The organism is Mycobacterium liflandii (assembly GCF_022354805.1).
In the GTDB taxonomy this organism is placed as follows: domain Bacteria; phylum Actinomycetota; class Actinomycetes; order Mycobacteriales; family Mycobacteriaceae; genus Mycobacterium; species Mycobacterium marinum.
Genome location: NZ_CP023138.1, coordinates 3974570 through 3992136, shown reverse-complemented (window position 1 = coordinate 3992136; position 17567 = coordinate 3974570). Strand labels below are relative to the sequence as shown.

Annotated in this window: 17 protein-coding genes and 2 pseudogenes; 12 read left to right on the top strand and 7 right to left on the bottom strand. The window is 64.4% G+C overall.

The features are described from left to right. Positions 1–5 precede the first annotated feature (5 nt). Genes priA through hisD form a run of 5 tightly spaced genes read right to left on the bottom strand, consistent with a single transcriptional unit; the run spans position 6 to position 4471 of the window. A complete protein-coding gene (priA, locus tag CKW46_RS17785; protein ID WP_117435493.1) occupies positions 6–740 on the bottom strand; it encodes a bifunctional 1-(5-phosphoribosyl)-5-((5-phosphoribosylamino)methylideneamino)imidazole-4-carboxamide isomerase/phosphoribosylanthranilate isomerase PriA in 735 nt (244 codons plus the stop codon). An 11-nt stretch (positions 741–751) separates the two neighbouring features. Beyond that, positions 752–1384 (bottom strand): imidazole glycerol phosphate synthase subunit HisH, encoded by a 633-nt coding sequence (gene hisH / locus CKW46_RS17780; protein WP_012394145.1) that lies wholly within the window; start codon positions 1382–1384, stop codon positions 752–754. Beyond that, positions 1381–2013 carry an imidazoleglycerol-phosphate dehydratase HisB gene (gene hisB / locus CKW46_RS17775; RefSeq protein ID WP_011739705.1) on the bottom strand — a complete coding sequence of 211 codons (633 nt, stop codon included), beginning with the start codon at positions 2011–2013 and terminating at the stop codon, positions 1381–1383. The genes hisH and hisB overlap by 4 nt, the downstream gene beginning before the upstream one ends. Then, positions 2010–3158 (bottom strand): histidinol-phosphate transaminase, encoded by a 1149-nt coding sequence (locus tag CKW46_RS17770; RefSeq protein ID WP_015356002.1) that lies wholly within the window; start codon positions 3156–3158, stop codon positions 2010–2012. Before CKW46_RS17770 ends, hisB begins: the two co-directional genes overlap by 4 nt. Beyond that, a complete protein-coding gene (gene hisD, locus CKW46_RS17765; protein ID WP_482053435.1) occupies positions 3155–4471 on the bottom strand; it encodes a histidinol dehydrogenase in 1317 nt (438 codons plus the stop codon). The genes CKW46_RS17770 and hisD overlap by 4 nt, the downstream gene beginning before the upstream one ends. 111 nt (positions 4472–4582) lie before the next feature. Between hisD and CKW46_RS17760 the strand changes: the two genes are divergently transcribed. Further along, positions 4583–5014 carry a nitroreductase family deazaflavin-dependent oxidoreductase gene (locus CKW46_RS17760; RefSeq protein WP_482052211.1) on the top strand — a complete coding sequence of 144 codons (432 nt, stop codon included), beginning with the start codon at positions 4583–4585 and terminating at the stop codon, positions 5012–5014. Between the two features lie 119 nt (positions 5015–5133). Beyond that, a pseudogene (locus CKW46_RS17755) lies at positions 5134–6337 on the top strand (ISAs1-like element IS2404/ISMul1 family transposase). A gap of 17 nt (positions 6338–6354) precedes the next feature. Here the strand turns inward: CKW46_RS17755 and CKW46_RS17750 are convergent. After that, positions 6355–6666: pseudogene (locus CKW46_RS17750) on the bottom strand (peroxiredoxin); the annotation flags it as partial. Between the two features lie 50 nt (positions 6667–6716). On the opposite strand from CKW46_RS17750, the gene CKW46_RS17745 reads away from it, so the two are divergent. The 9 genes from CKW46_RS17745 (at position 6717) to CKW46_RS17705 (ending at position 14936) form a co-directional block, all read left to right on the top strand. Next, positions 6717–8255, top strand: coding sequence for an anthranilate synthase component I (locus CKW46_RS17745; RefSeq protein WP_015355992.1), 1539 nt, complete (start codon positions 6717–6719; stop codon positions 8253–8255). A 40-nt stretch (positions 8256–8295) separates the two neighbouring features. Beyond that, positions 8296–8943, top strand: coding sequence for a TIGR02234 family membrane protein (locus CKW46_RS17740; RefSeq protein WP_117437491.1), 648 nt, complete (start codon positions 8296–8298; stop codon positions 8941–8943). 89 nt (positions 8944–9032) lie between these two features. Next, the gene (trpC, locus tag CKW46_RS17735) at positions 9033–9851 is read left to right on the top strand and encodes an indole-3-glycerol phosphate synthase TrpC (RefSeq protein ID WP_117437492.1); all 819 of its coding nucleotides are present in this window, start codon (positions 9033–9035) and stop codon (positions 9849–9851) included. 35 nt (positions 9852–9886) lie between these two features. Continuing rightward, complete coding sequence (trpB, locus tag CKW46_RS17730; protein ID WP_117437493.1) at positions 9887–11164, top strand: tryptophan synthase subunit beta; 1278 nt, start codon at positions 9887–9889, stop codon at positions 11162–11164. Then, positions 11164–11976 carry a tryptophan synthase subunit alpha gene (trpA, locus tag CKW46_RS17725; RefSeq protein ID WP_036427377.1) on the top strand — a complete coding sequence of 271 codons (813 nt, stop codon included), beginning with the start codon at positions 11164–11166 and terminating at the stop codon, positions 11974–11976. The genes trpB and trpA overlap by 1 nt, the downstream gene beginning before the upstream one ends. After that, complete coding sequence (locus CKW46_RS17720; RefSeq protein WP_020787688.1) at positions 11973–13103, top strand: prolipoprotein diacylglyceryl transferase; 1131 nt, start codon at positions 11973–11975, stop codon at positions 13101–13103. Before trpA ends, CKW46_RS17720 begins: the two co-directional genes overlap by 4 nt. Next, a complete protein-coding gene (locus CKW46_RS17715) occupies positions 13091–14047 on the top strand; it encodes a prolipoprotein diacylglyceryl transferase (protein WP_482052210.1) in 957 nt (318 codons plus the stop codon). Before CKW46_RS17720 ends, CKW46_RS17715 begins: the two co-directional genes overlap by 13 nt. Positions 14048–14110: 63 nt before the next feature. Further along, complete coding sequence (locus tag CKW46_RS17710; RefSeq protein WP_012394163.1) at positions 14111–14506, top strand: NINE protein; 396 nt, start codon at positions 14111–14113, stop codon at positions 14504–14506. Continuing rightward, a complete protein-coding gene (locus CKW46_RS17705; RefSeq protein WP_015355989.1) occupies positions 14496–14936 on the top strand; it encodes a DUF2752 domain-containing protein in 441 nt (146 codons plus the stop codon). The genes CKW46_RS17710 and CKW46_RS17705 overlap by 11 nt, the downstream gene beginning before the upstream one ends. A gap of 21 nt (positions 14937–14957) precedes the next feature. On the opposite strand, the gene CKW46_RS17700 is transcribed toward CKW46_RS17705, so the two are convergent. Then, positions 14958–15713: a cutinase family protein gene (locus CKW46_RS17700; protein ID WP_012394165.1), complete on the bottom strand. Its 756-nt coding sequence runs from the start codon at positions 15711–15713 to the stop codon at positions 14958–14960. A 406-nt stretch (positions 15714–16119) separates the two neighbouring features. Between CKW46_RS17700 and pyk the strand changes: the two genes are divergently transcribed. Then, positions 16120–17538 carry a pyruvate kinase gene (pyk, locus tag CKW46_RS17695; RefSeq protein WP_482052209.1) on the top strand — a complete coding sequence of 473 codons (1419 nt, stop codon included), beginning with the start codon at positions 16120–16122 and terminating at the stop codon, positions 17536–17538. The last annotated feature ends 29 nt before the right edge of the window (positions 17539–17567 follow it).

Sequence of the window (17567 nt, the reverse complement as noted above, 5' to 3'; positions counted from 1 at the left end):
GCGGTCTACTCCCGTACCGCGGTCAGCGCCTGCGGCAAGGTGAACCTTCCGGCGTAGAGCGCTTTACCCACGATGGCACCCTCGACCCCCTGGCCCGTCAGGGTTGCGATCGCACGTAAGTCATCCAGGCTGGAAACACCGCCGGATGCGATCACCGGCGCCTCGGTACGACCGGCCACACCTGCCAGCAGTTCGAGATTGGGGCCTGCCAACGTGCCATCTTTGGTCACGTCGGTGACGACGTAGCGTGAACATCCTTCGCTATCCAGGCGCTGCAGCACCTCCCACAGATCACCGCCGTCGGTTTCCCACCCCCGGCCGCGCAGTCGATGCTTGCCGTCCACGATTTGGACGTCGAGTCCGACCGCCACCTTCTCACCATGCTCGGCGATCATCCGGGCGCACCATTGTGGGTTTTCCAGCGCCGCGGTACCCAGGTTCACCCTGGCGCAACCGGTTGCCAGTGCCGCGGCCAGCGAGTCGTCGTCGCGAATACCCCCGGATAGCTCTACCGCAACGTCGAGTTTGCCCACCACCTCCGCGAGTAGTTCGCGGTTTCTCCCTCTGCCGAATGCGGCGTCGAGGTCGACCAGGTGAATCCACTCCGCGCCGTCGCGCTGCCAACCCAGCGCGGCATCCAGCGCCGAACCGTATTCCGTTTCACTGCCGGCCTTGCCTTGGACCAATCGCACGGCGCGACCCTCGACCACGTCGACAGCGGGCAACAATATCAATGGCACAGTCTCTTCCTTCACAAGTTTTCTACCCAGTTGCTCAGTACGGCCGCACCGGCGTCCCCGCTCTTCTCCGGGTGGAACTGGGTTGCGGCCAGCGGGCCATCCTCGACCGCGGCCAGGAAAGGTACCTGATGGGTGGCCCATGTCAATCGGGCTCCGGACGACCCTTCCCAGCGCTGCGCGGCATAGGAGTGCACGAAATAAAACCGGGCCTTGGGCTCCAGGCCTTTGAACAGCACACTGTCCGCGGGAGCGGTCACGACGTTCCAGCCCATGTGCGGGATCACCGGGGCGTCCAGCCGGGTAACGGCACCCGGCCACAGGCCACACCCCTGAGTTTCCACCCCGAACTCCACCCCGCGGGCGAACAGAATCTGCATGCCGACGCAGACTCCGAGCACCGGGCGCCCCGCGGCAACCCGCGCGGCGATGATGCGTTCACCGCCGATCTTGCGCAGACCGGTCATACAAGCCTCGAACGCGCCAACCCCCGGCACCACCAGTCCGTCCGCGGCCATCGCAGCCTTCTCGTCGGCGGTCACGACGGTGTCGGCACCAACCCGCTGCAAGGCGCGCTGCGCCGACCGCAGATTACCGGAACCGTAGTCGAGCACGACCACCGATTTTGGCCGCGGCGTGCCACTCATAGAACGCCTTTGGTGGACGGCACGCCCGATACCCGAGGATCCGGCTCGACGGCTTGGCGCAACGCCCGGGCAACAGCCTTGTACTGCGCTTCAGTGATGTGGTGTGGATCGCGACCGTAGAGCACCCGAACGTGCAGCGCGATCCGGGCATTCATGGCCAGCGACTCGAACACGTGCCGGTTGATCACGGTGTGGTAAGGCACCGAATTCCCGGCAATAGTGGTGTGCTGCAGGTGATCCGGCTCTCCGGTGTGCACACAGTACGGGCGCCCGGACACGTCCACCGCGGCGTGGGCCAGTGTCTCGTCCATCGGAATGAAGGCGTCTCCGAACCGCCGGATGCCTTTCTTGTCACCCAGGGCCTGCCCGAGCGCCTGGCCCAGCGCAATCGCGGTGTCCTCGACGGTGTGATGCGCCTCGATCTCAACATCGCCCTTGGTACGCACCGTCAGATCAAAGCTGGCGTGACTGCCCAGCGCCGTGAGCATGTGGTCGAAGAACGGCACACCGGTGTCGACGTCGACTTGTCCGGTGCCATCCAGATCCAGGTCGATGACGATGTCGGATTCGCGGGTGCGCCGCTCGATGCGCGCCCGACGGACGGCGGTGCCTGTTTCGGTGGCTGTCATGGTGCTCCTACGAGGCTTGCTGCAGCTGGGGCCAGGTCGGTGGCAGCAATCCGCGCACTCGCCCGCAGAAACGCATCGTTTTCGTCGGCCAGCCCGGTAGTTGCCCGCAAGTAGCCGGGTATCCCAACGTCACGGATCAAGACACCCTGGTCGAGGTATCGCTGCCAGGCGGCCGGGGCATCGGCGAATTCGCCGAACAACACAAAGTTGGCATCGCTTGGTATCACCCTAAAGCCCATGCCGGCCAACTTTTTTGACACACGCTCACGCTCGGCGATCAACGTCGCGACACTGCCCAGGGTGTCCTGGGCGTGCCGTAGCGCGGCTCGCGCTGCCACCTGAGTTACCGACGACAAGTGGTAAGGCAGCCTCACCAGTAGTAAGGCATCAATAAATGCCGGCGTAGCCACCAGGTAGCCGAGCCGCCCGCCGGCGAACGCGAACGCCTTGCTCATGGTGCGGGTGACGACCAGCCGGGTCGGGTACTCCTCGATCAATCCCACCGCGCTGGGCTGCGAGGAAAACTCGCCGTAGGCCTCGTCGACAATCAGAATGCCCGGGACCACGTCGAGCAGCCTGCGCAGTTCCGTCAGCGAAACGCTCTGTCCAGTGGGGTTGTTGGGACTGGTAATGAATACGACATCCGGTCTGCGGTCGGACACGACGGCGATGGCAGCGTCGATGTCAAGGCCAAAGCCATCGGCCCTGGCTGTCTCGACCCATTCCGTGTGAGTGCCGTCGGAGATGATCGGGTGCATCGAGTACGAGGGGACGAAACCGATGGCGGTGCGGCCCGGCCCGCCGAATGCCTGCAGAAGTTGCTGCAGAATCTCGTTGGAACCGTTTGCGGCCCAGACGTTCTCGAAGCCGATGCGGGTACCGGTCTGGGCGGTCAGGTAATTAGCGAGGTCGGTACGCAGGGCCACGGCGTCGCGGTCGGGATAACGGTGCAAGTCGACCGCCGCCTCCCCCACCGAACGCACCACATCGTCAACGAGCGCCTGAGTGGGCGGGTGCGGGTTCTCGTTGGTGTTCAGACGTACCGGAACCGCCAGTTGTGGCGCTCCGTAAGGCGATTTGCCACGCAGATCCTCACGCAAGGGCAGATCGTCCAGGGTGGGCCGTGGCCGGGGCGCGCTGGTCATCGTTCGAACCTCCGCCTTACCGCTTCCCCGTGCGCCGGCAGATCTTCGGCCTTGGCGAGGGTAAGCACATGCCCCGACACGTCTTTGAGAGCCGCCTCGGTGTAGTCGACAACGTGGATGCCACGCAGGAAGGTCTGCACCGACAGGCCGCTGGAATGCCGCGCAAATCCCGCGGTCGGCAACACATGGTTGGACCCCGCGCAGTAGTCACCGAGGCTCACCGGCGCCCACGCCCCAACGAAGATGGCGCCAGCCGAACGTATCCTGCTGGCGACTTGTGGCGCGTCTGCGGTCTGGATCTCGAGGTGCTCAGCCGCATAGGCATTCACCACCTTGACGCCGGCATCGAGATCGTCGACCAAGATGATCGCCGACTGGCGACCCCCCAACGCGGTTGTCACTCGCTCGTGATGCACCGTCGTCGACAACTGAGCAGCCAGTTCGGCATCGGTGGCATCGGCGAGGTGCTCACTCGGGGTAACCAGCACACTGGCAGCCATCTCATCGTGCTCGGCCTGACTGATCAGATCCGCGGCAACGTGTGCGGGGTCGGCTGTGTGGTCGGCCAGGATCGCGATTTCGGTCGGCCCCGCTTCGGCGTCAATGCCTACCTGCGAACGGCACAGCCGCTTTGCGGCCGTGACGTAGATGTTGCCCGGCCCGGTGATCATGTCGACCGGCGCCAACTCGTGACCGTCGACGTCGGTGCCGCCATAGGCCAGCAAGGCAACCGCCTGTGCCCCTCCGACCGCCCATACCTCGTCGACTCCCAACAGGCGGGCCGCGGCCAGAATGGTCGGATGCGGCAGCCCGCCATGGCTGGCCTGGGGCGGGCTGGCGACCACGAGCGAATCCACCCCCGCCGCCTGCGCGGGCACCACGTTCATCACCACACTGGACGGGTAGACCGCGTTGCCCCCCGGCACGTACAAACCGACTCGCTCGACGGGGATCCAACGCTCGGTCACGGTAGCTCCCGGGCCGAGCGTCGTGACGACATCGGTTCGGCGCTGATCGGCGTGCACCGCCCGGGTCCGCTCGATCATCACCTGCAGCGCGTCGCGAACGTCTGGGCTGAGCTCGTCCAGCGCCGCTGCCAGCGCGGCCTGGGGCACCCGGACGGCCGCGGGCCGCACCCCGTCGAACGACTCACAGAATTCCAGCGCGGCCTGCGCCCCGCGTTCGGCCACCGCCGCCACAATCGGCCGGACCTTCGGCAAGACCGCCTCCACGTCGGCTCCGCCACGCGGTAGAGCGGCCCGCAACCCGGCGGCAGTCAACTCTGCTCCCCGTAGGTCAACACGGGCCAACAGTGAACGCGGTGTACTCACGCCAACCATTGTCCCATAGCAACTCAAGTCGAATTCCGACCGGTACAGTGCCGGTAGAGCCGCCCAGGTACGCACTTGCGAAAGGGAGCCAACATGTCGGCAAAGGACCACCCGAACAACGCTCCCGGCGTGCCGATGGTGTTCCCGCCCTGGTTCGAGCGTTTCCAGATCAAATACATCAATCCCGCACTCAAACCCATTGCGCGCTACCTTCCGGGTACGGCCACTATCACCCACCAGGGCCGCAAATCCGGCAAACCGTACAAGACAATGGTGACGGTGTACCGCAAGGGCAATGTGTTGGCCATTGCGCTGGGTCACGGAAAAACCGACTGGGTGAAAAACGTTCTGGCCGCGGGCGAAGCCGATGTTTTCTTTGCCCGCCGTCAGGTGAACATCGTCAATCCGCGAATTCTGCCGGCCGGCTCCCAAAGCGATGAGCTGCCGATGATGGCGCGTGTGCAATTGCGCCGCATCGGAGTATTCGTCGCGGATATCGCCCAGGGCTCCGGCGTTGTTGATTAGCAGGCTTGTGAGCTGGGTTGATGATCTTTGGTGCCGCGCTATTGGGGCCGGAGTGTAGGCACGGGCTATCTGGAGAACGATCGAGTTGGTTACTGTTCGTCGTTGGTCTGGAGTTGCCCGTGCCTACCGTTTCAGTATTGCCTGTGTCGTCGGTTCCAGAGGTGTTCGACCGCTGGAGTCCTGGTGAGCGCAGTGAGCTCATCGGATCGGAGTTTCTCGATGTGTTGGCCTCGGTGCCAGACCCGAGGGACCCACGCGGTCGGAGGTATTCGCTGATGGCTTTGTTGGCGATCGCGGTTCTGGCCACTGCCGCGGGGATGCGCGGCTATGCTGGTTTTGCCACATGGGCGGCCACCGCTCCCGATGATGTGTTGGCCTAATTAGGGGTCCGGTTCCGGCGGCCCAGTGAGAAGACCTTCCGCGCTGTTTTGTCTCGGCTAGACCCCGCCGACCTCAACGCCAGGATGGGCAGTTACTTCACTGCACACGTGGCCAGCAGCGACCCCAGTGGATTGGTGCCGATCGCGTTGGACGGCAAGATGCTGCGTGGTGCCTTTACGCGCCAAAGCGACAGCCACGCATCTCGTGTCGGTGTTCGCCCACCGTGCCCGATTGGTGCTCGGTCAACTCGCTGTCGCCGAGAAAAGCAATGAAATTCCCTGCGTACGTGCCCTGCTCACGCTGCTGCCGGGTAGCTTGCGGTGGCTGGTCACCGTGGATGCGATGCATACCCAGGTCGTCACCGCGAAGTTGATCTGCGCCACCTTGAAGTCGCACTACCTGATGATCGTCAAGTCCAACCAAGCCAAAATACTTGCGCGTATCACCGCGCTGCCCTGGGCCGAGGTGCCCGCAGCCGCTACCGACGACTCCCGCGGCCACGGCCGTGTCGAGACCCGCACCCTGCAAATCATCACCGCTGCACGAGGAATCGGCTTCCCCTACGCAAAACAAATCATCCGGATCACTCGTGAACGTTTGATCACCGCCACCGACCAGCGCAGCGTGGAGGTGGTCTATGCCATCTGCAGCCTGCCGTTCGAGCACGCCCGCCCTACCGCGATCATGACCTGGATGCGTCAACACTGGGGAATCGAGAACAGCCTGCACTGGATACGCGACGTCACCTTCGACGAAGACCGTCAAAGGGCACATACCGGAAACGGCGCACAGGTCCTAGCAACGCTACGCAACACCGCGATCAATCTGCACCGCCTCAACGGCGCCGACAACATCGCCGAAGCCTGCCGGATCACCGCTTTGACCGCCAACCGCCGCCTAGACCTCCTCAATCCACAATTCCCCAGCTCACAAGCCTGCTAATCAACAACGCCGGAGCCCTGGACGCCGAACTGGCCGGCGACGGTGCCTTCGGCATCTGACAGCAGGGGATAGTCGAAATGCTGCATGTCGGCGAACTTGGCCTGCTTTTGCACGGAGTCAGCGCTGATACCGACGCGGCTCGCGCCGACTGCGGTGAATTCGGCGGCCAAATCGCGGAAATGACAGGCTTCCTTAGTGCACCCCGGGGTCATCGCCGCGGGGTAGAAGAATAGAACCACCGGCCCGTCGGAAAGTAGAGCGCTGAGCTTGCGTTGTTTTCCCGTCTGATCGGGAAGCTCGAAGTCGGCCACGGTGTCACCAATTTTCATGGCCGTCAGGCTACGCTCGGGCCGGATGGCGCGTCTGATTGGATAGGCCGATGCGCGCAGACCTTGCAACCACGATTACTCGTGAAAATTTCCGCTCATTGGCCGCGGAACATCGGGTGGTTCCCGTCACGCGCAAGGTGTTGGCCGACAGTGAAACTCCGCTGTCGGCGTACCGGAAGCTGGCTGACGGCCGGCCGGGAACTTTCTTACTCGAGTCGGCGGAGAATGGCCGGTCGTGGTCGCGGTGGTCGTTCATCGGTGCCGGGGCGCCAACAGCATTGACCGTGCGGGACGGCGAAGCGGTGTGGCTGGGTACCGCGCCCGAGGGCGCTCCGACCGGTGGGGACCCGCTGCGCGCCTTGCAGTCCACCTTGGAGGTGCTTGCCACGGGCGTGATGCCGGGGCTTCCGCCGCTGTCCGGCGGCATGGTCGGCTTCTTCGCCTACGACATGGTGCGCCGGCTCGAGCGTCTGCCGAACCTGGCCGTGGATGATTTGCATCTTCCCGAGATGCTGTTGTTGCTGGCCACAGATTTGGCGGCGGTCGACCACCACGAAGGCACGATCACCCTGATCGCCAATGCGGTGAATTGGGATGGCACCGACGAGCGAGTCGATTGGGCCTATGACGATGCCATCGCCCGGCTGGATGTGATGACCGCTGCCCTGAGTCAGCCTTTGCCGTCGTCGGTGGCCACTTTTAGCCGACCGGAGCCCCACTACCGTGCTCAGCGCACCGTCGAGGAGTACGGCGCGATCGTCGAGCACCTGGTGGAAGAGATTGCTGCCGGCGAAGCTTTTCAGGTGGTGCCGTCGCAGCGTTTTGAGATGGACACCACGGTGGACCCGATCGACGTCTACCGAATCCTGCGGGTCACCAATCCGAGTCCCTACATGTACTTGATTCAGGTTCCGAATGACCATGGCTCGGTTGAGTTTTCGATTGTTGGGTCAAGCCCGGAGGCGTTGGTCACCGTTCATGACGGCTGCGCAACGACTCACCCGATCGCCGGAACCCGCTGGCGTGGTGAGACCGACGAAGAGGATCAGCTCCTGGAGAAGGAGTTGCTGGCCGACCAGAAAGAACTGGCTGAGCACCTGATGCTGGTCGATCTGGGGCGCAACGACCTTGGACGGGTGTGTATACCGGGCACGGTTCGCGTTGAGGACTACAGCCACATCGAGCGTTATAGCCACGTCATGCACCTGGTCTCCACCGTGACAGGTCTGCTCGACGCGGGCCACAGCGCTTTGGATGCGGTGACCGCGTGCTTCCCGGCCGGGACGCTGTCTGGTGCTCCCAAAGTCCGGGCCATGGAGCTGATCGAAGAGATGGAGAAAACTCGCCGTGGTTTGTACGGCGGTGTGGTCGGCTACCTCGATTTCGCCGGGAATGCTGATTTCGCAATCGCTATCCGCACCGCGCTGATGCGTAACGGCACGGCGTACGTCCAAGCCGGTGGTGGTGTCGTGGCCGACTCCAACGGGCCCTACGAATACAACGAAGCGCGAAACAAAGCGCGGGCGGTACTGAATGCGATTGCGGCCGCTGAGACCCTGGCCCGTCCGGATGCGGCGTGCAGTGACTGATACTGGGAATGACCGCCGGGCGCGGCGGAACAGCCGACTAATGATCGGGATCGCCCAGTTGTTGCTGGTGATCTCGGCCGGCGTGCTGTGGATTGCTTCGCGGTTGGGGTGGGTTGTCATCCGGTCATTCGACGGACTCGGCCCGCCCAAGGAGGTGACCCTGTCGGGCGCGACGTGGTCCACCGCGCTGCTGCCCATGGCGCTTCTGATGTTGGCCGCCGCGGTCGCGGCGCTGGCAGTGCGTGGCTGGCCACTGCGGGGGCTAGCGGCCTTGCTGGCGATGGTGAGCCTCGCGGTCGGATATCTCGGTGTCAGTCTGTGGGTGATTCCCGATGTCGCACTGCGTGGGGCCGAGCTCGCTCAAGTCTCGGTGATCACGTTGGTGGGTAGCGGGAGGCACTACGTGGGGGCGGGACTCGCGGTGGGCGCTGCCGTGTGCACGCTGGCCGCCGCGGCGTTGTTGATGCGCTCGACATCGATCGTCGAATCACTCGGCGACAACGCCACAAAGTACGCGTCGCCCGCTTCCCGTCGTTCCGTGGCGCGTGCCCAGGACGCGGCTATAGCCACGGAAAAGGCGTCGAAGAGCGCGGAATTGGACATGTCGGAGCGCACGATCTGGGATGCTCTGGACGAGGGCCGGGACCCTACCGATCGGCCGCCTGAGCCAGACACCGAGGGTCGGTGAACAAGGGTGCGCCGACGGTCGCTACCCTTCATGGACGTCGTCGTAAATCGGCTGTAGAGCCTGGTTTAAATCGGAAGGAAACGACAGGCATGAGTCCGGCAACAGTGCTTGACTCGATTCTCGAGGGAGTCCGGGCCGACGTTGCCGCGCGCGAGGCGCTTGTCGGCATGACCGAGATCAAGGCCGCCGCCGCGGCGGCGCCGCCGCCACTGGACGTGATGGCCGCCCTGCGTCAGCCGGGTATTGGTGTCATCGCCGAGGTGAAGCGTGCCAGCCCATCTGCTGGCTCGTTGGCGCCCATCACCGACCCCGCCAAGCTGGCGCGTGCCTATGAGGATGGCGGCGCGCGCATCATCAGTGTGTTGACCGAGGGCCGGCGTTTTCAGGGTTCGCTCGACGATCTCGATGCGGTGCGCGCGGCAGTCTCTATTCCGCTATTGCGCAAAGACTTTGTGGTTCAGCCCTATCAGATCCATGAGGCGCGGGCGCACGGTGCGGACATGCTGCTGCTCATTGTCGCCGCATTGGACCAGTCAGCGCTGGTGTCCATGCTGGACCGGACCGAATCGCTGGGGATGACCGCGCTTGTCGAGGTGCACACCGAGCAGGAGGCGGACCGGGCATTGAAGGCTGGGGCCAAGGTCATCGGCGTCAATGCGCGCGATCTCACCACCTTGGAGGTGGACCGGGACTGCTTCGCGCGAATCGCTCCGGGATTACCCAGCAACGTGATCAGGATTGCCGAGTCCGGCGTGCGCGGCACCAATGATCTGCTGGCGTATGCCGGTGCTGGCGCAGACGCCGTGTTGGTCGGCGAAGGGCTGGTCAAGAGTGGTGACCCACGGGCGACGGTTGCTGATCTGGTCACCGCAGGCACCCATCCGTCCTGCCCAAAACCAGCCCGCTAACCGGGGATGACAACCGTGCCCGTTGAGCTTCGGTGATGGCTGACCTATCTCGCCCGGACCTGCCGCGGACCAGTTCCGCGATTGCAGAACGGACCTCCCACGATCCCGATTCAGGCGGGCATTTCGGCGCCTACGGTGGCCGTTACGTCCCAGAGGCGCTCATGGCGGTGATCGAAGAGGTCACCGTCGCGTACGAGAAAGAGCGGGTAAACCAGGACTTCCTGGACACGCTCGATCGGCTGCAAACGCACTACGCCGGTCGGCCGTCGCCGCTGTACGAAGCCACCAGGCTCAGCGAGCACGCTGGCTCAGCTCGAATCTTCCTGAAGCGAGAAGACCTAAACCACACCGGCTCTCACAAAATCAACAATGTGCTCGGTCAGGCATTGCTGGCCCGCCGGATGGGGAAGACCCGGGTGATCGCCGAGACCGGCGCCGGACAGCATGGTGTGGCTACGGCCACCGCGTGTGCGCTGCTGGGCCTGGAATGTGTCATCTACATGGGGGCCGTTGACACCGTGCGTCAGGCGCTCAACGTAGCCAGGATGCGGTTGCTCGGCGCTGAGGTCGTCGCCGTGGAAACCGGTTCAAAAACCCTCAAAGACGCCATTAATGAGGCATTCCGGGATTGGGTCACCAACGCCGATCGCACCTACTACTGCTTTGGTACCGCGGCTGGGCCCCATCCCTTCCCGACCATGGTTCGCGATTTTCAGCGGATCATCGGCATGGAGGCTCGTGTGCAAATCCAAGGTCAGGCGGGCAAGCTGCCTGATGCGGTCGTGGCATGCGTCGGTGGAGGATCCAATGCAATCGGGATCTTTCATGCATTTCTCGACGATCCCGATGTTCGATTGGTGGGATTTGAGGCGGCAGGCGACGGCGTCGAGACGGGTCGGCACGCGGCGACGTTTGCCGGTGGTTCGCCCGGAGCGTTCCAGGGCTCCTTCTCCTACTTGCTGCAGGACGAAGACGGTCAAACCATCGAATCCCATTCGATCTCAGCGGGTCTGGACTATCCCGGGGTCGGCCCCGAACATGCCTGGCTCAAGGACATCGGGCGCGTCACTTACCAGCCGATTACCGACTCCGAGGCGATGGAGGCATTCGGCCTGCTATGCCGGATGGAAGGCATCATCCCCGCCATCGAATCCGCCCATGCGGTGGCCGGTGCTCTCAAGCTGGGTCGTGAGCTGGGAAAGGGTGCGGTGATTGTGGTGAATTTGTCGGGGCGGGGCGACAAGGATGTCGAAACGGCCGCCAAATGGTTCGGTCTGCTGACGCCTGGCGGCAGCGCGAACAAGTCGGTTTGATCATGACTGTTGAACAACGGGAAGCCAGCAGGCTGGGACCGCTTTTCGATTCGTGCCGCGCAGAAAATCGCGCGGCGTTGATCGGATATCTGCCCACCGGTTACCCCGACGTGAACACATCGGTGCGAGCGATGACTGAGCTCGTCGAATCAGGTTGCGACATAGTCGAAGTCGGCGTTCCCTACTCGGATCCGGGCATGGATGGCCCGACTATCCAGCGGGCTACCGAGGCGGCGCTGAGCGGGGGAGTGCGAGTCCGGGACGCGTTGACCGCGGTCGAATCGATAAGCAAGGCCGGCGGGCGTGCCGTTGTGATGACGTACTGGAACCCGGTGCTGCGGTACGGGGTCGATGCATTCGCACGGGATCTGGCGGCCGCCGGCGGGCACGGGCTGATCACTCCCGACCTCATCCCCGACGAGGCCCAACAGTGGCTTGCCGCCTCCGATGAACACGGGCTGGACCGCATCTTTCTGGTGGCGCCGTCGTCAACACCCGAACGCCTGGCCAACACCGTCGCGGCGTCACGCGGGTTTGTATATGCCGCGTCGACCATGGGGGTGACCGGCGCGCGCGACGCTGTGTCGAACGCTGCGCCCGATCTGGTGGCGAGGGTCAAGGCGGTGTCTGACATACCCGTCGGTGTTGGTTTGGGGGTGCGGTCGCGGGAACAGGCCGCCGAGATCGGCCGCTACGCCGACGGTGTCATCGTGGGATCGGCGTTGGTATCGGCGTTGGGCGACGGATTGCCGAGTTTGCGCTCACTGACGGAGGAACTTGCCGCTGGCGTTCGCCAGAGGAACTCGCCATGACGGCGACCGTACTTGCGTATTTCCCCAGTCCGCCGCGTGGCGTCTGGCATCTCGGGCCACTGCCGATTCGCGCGTACGCATTCTTCATCATCATCGGGATCGTTATGGGCCTGATGATCGGTGACCGGCGTTTCGCCGCACGCGGCGGTGAGCGCGGGGTGATCTACGACATCGCTTTGTGGATGGTCCCGTTTGGTTTGATCGGCGGGCGTCTGTACCACCTGAGCACCGACTGGCAGACATACTTTGGCGAAGGCGGCGCCGGGTTGGGCGCGGCGCTGCGCATCTGGGATGGCGGCCTCGGTATCTGGGGTGCAGTGACGCTGGGCACCGTTGGAGCCTGGATCGGCTGTCGTCGTCGCGGAATTCCACTACCTGCCTTCTTGGACGCGGTCGCACCAGGCGTGGTGATGGGCCAAGCGATCGGTCGGCTCGGGAATTACTTCAACCAGGAGCTGTACGGCCGCGAGACCACGGTGCCGTGGGGCCTGGAGATTTTCTATCGTCGGGATCCCTCCGGATTCGTCGACGTTCATTCGCTCGACGGCGTCTCGACCGGGCAGGTCGCGGTCGTGGTGCAACCGACGTTCCTCTACGAGTTGATTTGGAACCTGCTGGTATTCGCCGCGTTGATCTATCTGGACCGCCGCTTCACAATCGGTCACGGTCGATTGTTCGCGTCCTATGTGGCCTTGTATTGCGTCGGGCGGTTCTGCGTCGAGTTGTTGCGCGACGACACCGCTACACACATCGCTGGCATCCGAATCAACTCTTTCACGTCGACGTTCGTGTTCATTGGCGCAGTTGTCTACATCATCTTGGCGCCCAAAGGCCGCGAGGATCCGGCAAGCGTGCGTGGTACGGCCGCCGCTGCTGACGAAGTGCCCGAACCCGAACCTGCCGGCGAGGTCGCGACCGCCGCAGCGCCAGCTGGCGATACGGAAGGCGACGAGCCAACCGGACTGGCAGAAACGGCCAAGGCGGCCGAAGTCGCCGAACCAGAAACCGTTGGTTCGGCGGTCGCCGGAGATGAGTCGACAGCCGATACGAAGCGTCCGACGCGGTCGAGGGTGAGGTTGGCGAGGCTGCTGAGGCTGAGGCGCCTGAGGCTGAGGTGGGTGAGGTAGAGGTTGCTGAGGCGGTCGCGGGTGAGGTTGAGGAGGCTGAAGAGGCTGAGCCGGGTGAGGTAGAGGTTGCTGAGGCGGTCGAGGGTGAGGTTGAGGAGGCTGAAGAGGCTGAGCCGGGTGAGGTAGAGGTTGCTGAGGCGGTCGAGGGTGAGGTTGAGGCGGCTGCTGAGGCTGAAGAGGCTGAGGTGGGTGAGGTAGAGGCGGTTGACGAGGCGGCTGAGGCTGAGGCACCCGAGGTGGGTGAGATAGAGGCTGCCGAGGCGGTCGAGGGTGAGGTCGAAGTGGCCGCTGAGGCCGAAGAGGCTGAGGCGGGCGAGGACGAGCCAAAAGAGGCAGAAGAGGTCGCTGAGGCCGAGGGGTCTGAGGCCGAGGACAAGACAGCGCAGGCCATAGATGGTGGCCAAACGGGGGTTGACGAGGCAGGCGAGGCCGATGCTGAGCCAGACGACGACTCCACCGCGGCAGAACCCGAGGTCGTGGTCGAGCAAGCAGATATCGAAGAGATCGAACCCCAAGAGCCCGAAGCGGAGGCGGTGGCGGCCGCTGAAGCGACGGACGCCGACGAGGGTGATGGCGAGCCCGCCGAGCCGGCGAGCGACGATCTCGACGCTGTCGCGGCCGAGGACGCTGACGTTGACGGTGACGCCACGGCAACCGAAGCCGAAGAATCCGGCGATGAGTCGCCCGAGCCCGCCGCAGACTCCGAGGAGCCCGAAGCCGACGAGTCCGCACCGGAGGACTCGGCCGAGGACACTTCGTCCGGTGAATCCGACACCCAAAGTGAGTTGGAGCAGAGCCAAACTATCGAGCAGGGCTCCGACCAAACCTCGGCTGGCGACGGCGAGGGCCCGCCTCCGAGCGCGGCGGTGGACGGCGATACCGGCCCAACCCGGCAAGGTTGGCGTGGCCGGCTGAGGAACCGGATGCGTCGTTCGGGCCGGTAGCCGTCAGGCCGCCAAGTTCGGCGAGCGGCTCGGGCACCAGCTCATCGGATCTGGCATGCTGAAATGGTGACTGACCAGTCGTGGGCCGGCGGCGGCGCTGGTCCCGGACAGCAACCGGGATACCCACCGCCATTTCCGCCGCCGTACTATCCGGACTACTCGGCGCCCCGCAGTTACTACGACCCAGCGGCGCCTTTTGGCCGGCATCCCGTTACCGGCCAGCCGTTTTCAGATAAGTCGAAGACGGTTGCGGGGTTGCTGCAGCTACTGGGGCTGTTCGGAATCGCGGGCATCGGCCGGATCTACATGGGTCACACCGGGATGGGTATCGCGCAATTACTTGTGGGCTGGTTGACGTGTGGCCTAGGCGCCTTGGTCTGGGGTGTCATTGACGCGGTGCTGATCTTGACCGACAAAGTCAGCGACCCGTGGGGTCGCCCGTTGCGTGATGGAACCTAGTCAGGGCTGCGCCGAGCCGGGGCGGCGCGATGTACATAGCCAGCGCCCCGGCCGCTATGGCGCCGTAGCGTCGGCCGGATTGTTGGCCGCGGCCCTTGGCTACATCGGTTTGGTCGACCCGCACGGCGCGAATTCGGCCTACCCAGCGTGTCCGTTCAAGTGGCTCACCGGTTGGGATTGTCCCGCCTGCGGCGGCCTACGGATGGTGCATGACCTGTTGCACGGTGACCTGGTGGCCAGCATCAACGACAACATCTTCCTGCTTGTCGGGATCCCTGTGCTGGGAGCGTGGGCCCTGCTGCGCCGACGCCGGGGCCGCACATCGCTGCCGCTAGCGGCGATGATCGTGGTCGGGGTAGCGATGATCGTATGGACGGTGCTGCGCAACCTGCCCGGATTTCCGCTGGTGCCCGCCGTCTATGGTCCTTGACCGCGGTCGAGGGCACCGTCCTCAGTTGCCGAAACCGGACGACGGAGCCGGCACCGGCCCGCCTGGGTCTCCACCGAGTCGGCTGGCGGCAAACGCCACCCCCTGATCGACCACGGCCCCGTCGTCGGCGTAGGCATTATGCGCGGCGAAATTGAGGCCGTCGGAACAAACCGGATCCTCGGGGACGCAGACTTTGATGGTCTTCGCCTGGTAGGCAGGGCCGATTTCAACGGCGGGTTCACCCAGAAAGTCCATGGCCCGCACATTCGGCATGCCGAACAGGACCACCGCAGCGACGTGCTCAGCCACATCCGGTTGCAGCGGCTTGGGGACGGTCGCGGGATCGACTCCGGCTGGCACCGCAGCAGAGGTGACAAAGCCCATCACCGCTGCGCCCTGTGAGTAGCCGCCCAGCACCATCTTGGTCTGGGGGCATTGTCCCGCCATCGAAACGACATGAGTGCCCGCATCTCTGATGCCGTCCAGGCCGGTGTCCCAGTTGTCGCTGGCCGGATAGTTGACCGGGTACACGTCGAGTGATCGCCCGCCGATGTGCGAACGCAGAGAGTTGACGAATGCCTGGCCGGTGGGGCCAAGGCCGGGCGGTTCGCCGGTGCCGCGGGCAAACACCACCTCGACATCGGGGCATGGCTCGGCGGATGCAGACGGAATGGCGACGGCAGAAAACACGGAAGCGCTGAGGCCGCAAGCCGTTATCACCGCCGGCCCTAGGAAACGGACGACGTGAGATGCATTCATGCCGCTGTAGTTGCCCATGTGACCAGTTTCTCAAACTGGGAATTGTTCGGCACCTTTTGCAAGAGGCGTGTCCGGCATCTCCGCCGGACCCGCGCACGCCCTTGCCCGCGGGGCTGTTGAGCTGAAACTCGCGTTCGGCTGGCGGCGGGCCCGCGCGTGCGTCGACCCGCGCCGCGCTGGCCCGGATCCCAAAGTTGCCCGGGCAGCGCAGACTTCCAGCGCCGGATCCAGCCCCGCATCCGAGGTTGGCGGCGGTGGACGCGGGTGACGATGTGCCTTGGTCACCGCGGGTTTTGGTGCCCCGCCAGAGGACTCCGTTGCACTAACGGTGAGCGAAGCCGCGGTTGATGATCCGCGGATCCAATCCGGGCCGATATCAGTGCGAAACACCGGCGACTCACAACCACGACTATGCTTTGACGGCGTGACTAGACGCGGAAAGATCGTCTGCACCCTCGGGCCGGCTACGCAACAGGACGACTTGGTCAAAGAGCTGGTCGAAGCCGGAATGGACGTCGCCCGAATGAACTTCAGCCACGGCGACTACGCGGATCACGAAGCCGCATATGAACGCGTGCGTGCTGCCTCTGACGCCACGGGGCGTGCGGTCGGCGTGCTCGCCGATCTGCAAGGCCCGAAGATCAGGTTGGGCCGCTTCGCTGATGGGCCGACCTATTGGGCTGACGGGGACACGGTCCGGATCACGGTCGAGGAGTGTGAAGGGTGCCGTGACCGGGTATCCACCACCTACAAGAGGCTGGCCCAGGATGCGGTAGCCGGTGACCGAGTGCTCGTTGATGACGGCAAGGTCGGATTGATCGTCGATCACATCGACGGCAACGACGTGGTCTGCACAGTCGTAGAAGGCGGCCCGGTCAGCAACAACAAGGGAATCTCCCTGCCGGGGATGAATGTATCTGCGCCGGCGCTATCGGAGAAGGACATCGACGACCTCACGTTCGCGCTCAACCTGGGTGTCGACATGGTCGCGCTGTCCTTCGTGCGGTCGCCTTCGGACGTGGAACTCGTGCATGAGGTGATGGACCGGATCGGCCGGCGAGTTCCGGTGATCGCGAAGCTGGAAAAGCCCGAAGCGATCGACAATCTCGAAGCCATCGTGTTGGCATTCGACGCCGTCATGGTGGCCCGCGGCGACCTGGGGGTAGAGCTGCCGCTGGAAGAGGTCCCGCTGGTACAGAAGCGGGCCATCCAGATCGCCCGGGAGAACGCCAAACCGGTGATCGTGGCGACCCAGATGCTCGACTCGATGATCGAGAACTCGCGGCCCACCCGTGCCGAGGCCTCTGACGTCGCCAACGCCGTGCTTGACGGCGCCGATGCCCTGATGCTGTCCGGTGAGACCTCGATGGGCAAGTACCCACTTGCTGCGGTCCGGACGATGTCGCGCATCGTCTGCGCGGTTGAAGAGAACTCGACGGCGGCCCCGCCGTTGACCCATGTGCCGCGCACCAAGCGGGGAGTGATCTCCTATGCGGCCCGCGACATCGGTGAACGACTCGACGCCAAGGCGTTGGTCGCCTTCACTCAGTCCGGCGATACCGTGCGACGGCTTGCTCGGCTGCATACCCCATTGCCGCTGCTGGCCTTCACCGCTTGGCCCGAGGTGCGCAGTCAGCTCGCGATGACCTGGGGCACCGAGGCTTTCATCGTCCCGGAGATGGACTCGACTGACGGCATGATTCGGCAGGTCGACAAATCGCTGCTAGAACTCGGCCGCTACAAGCGTGGTGATCTGGTGGTCATCGTCGCGGGTGCACCGCCGGGGACCGTGGGTTCGACCAATCTGATTCACGTGCACCGGATCGGTGAGGACGACGTCTAACCTGGCCCAGGAGCCGGGGAATTGAGTCC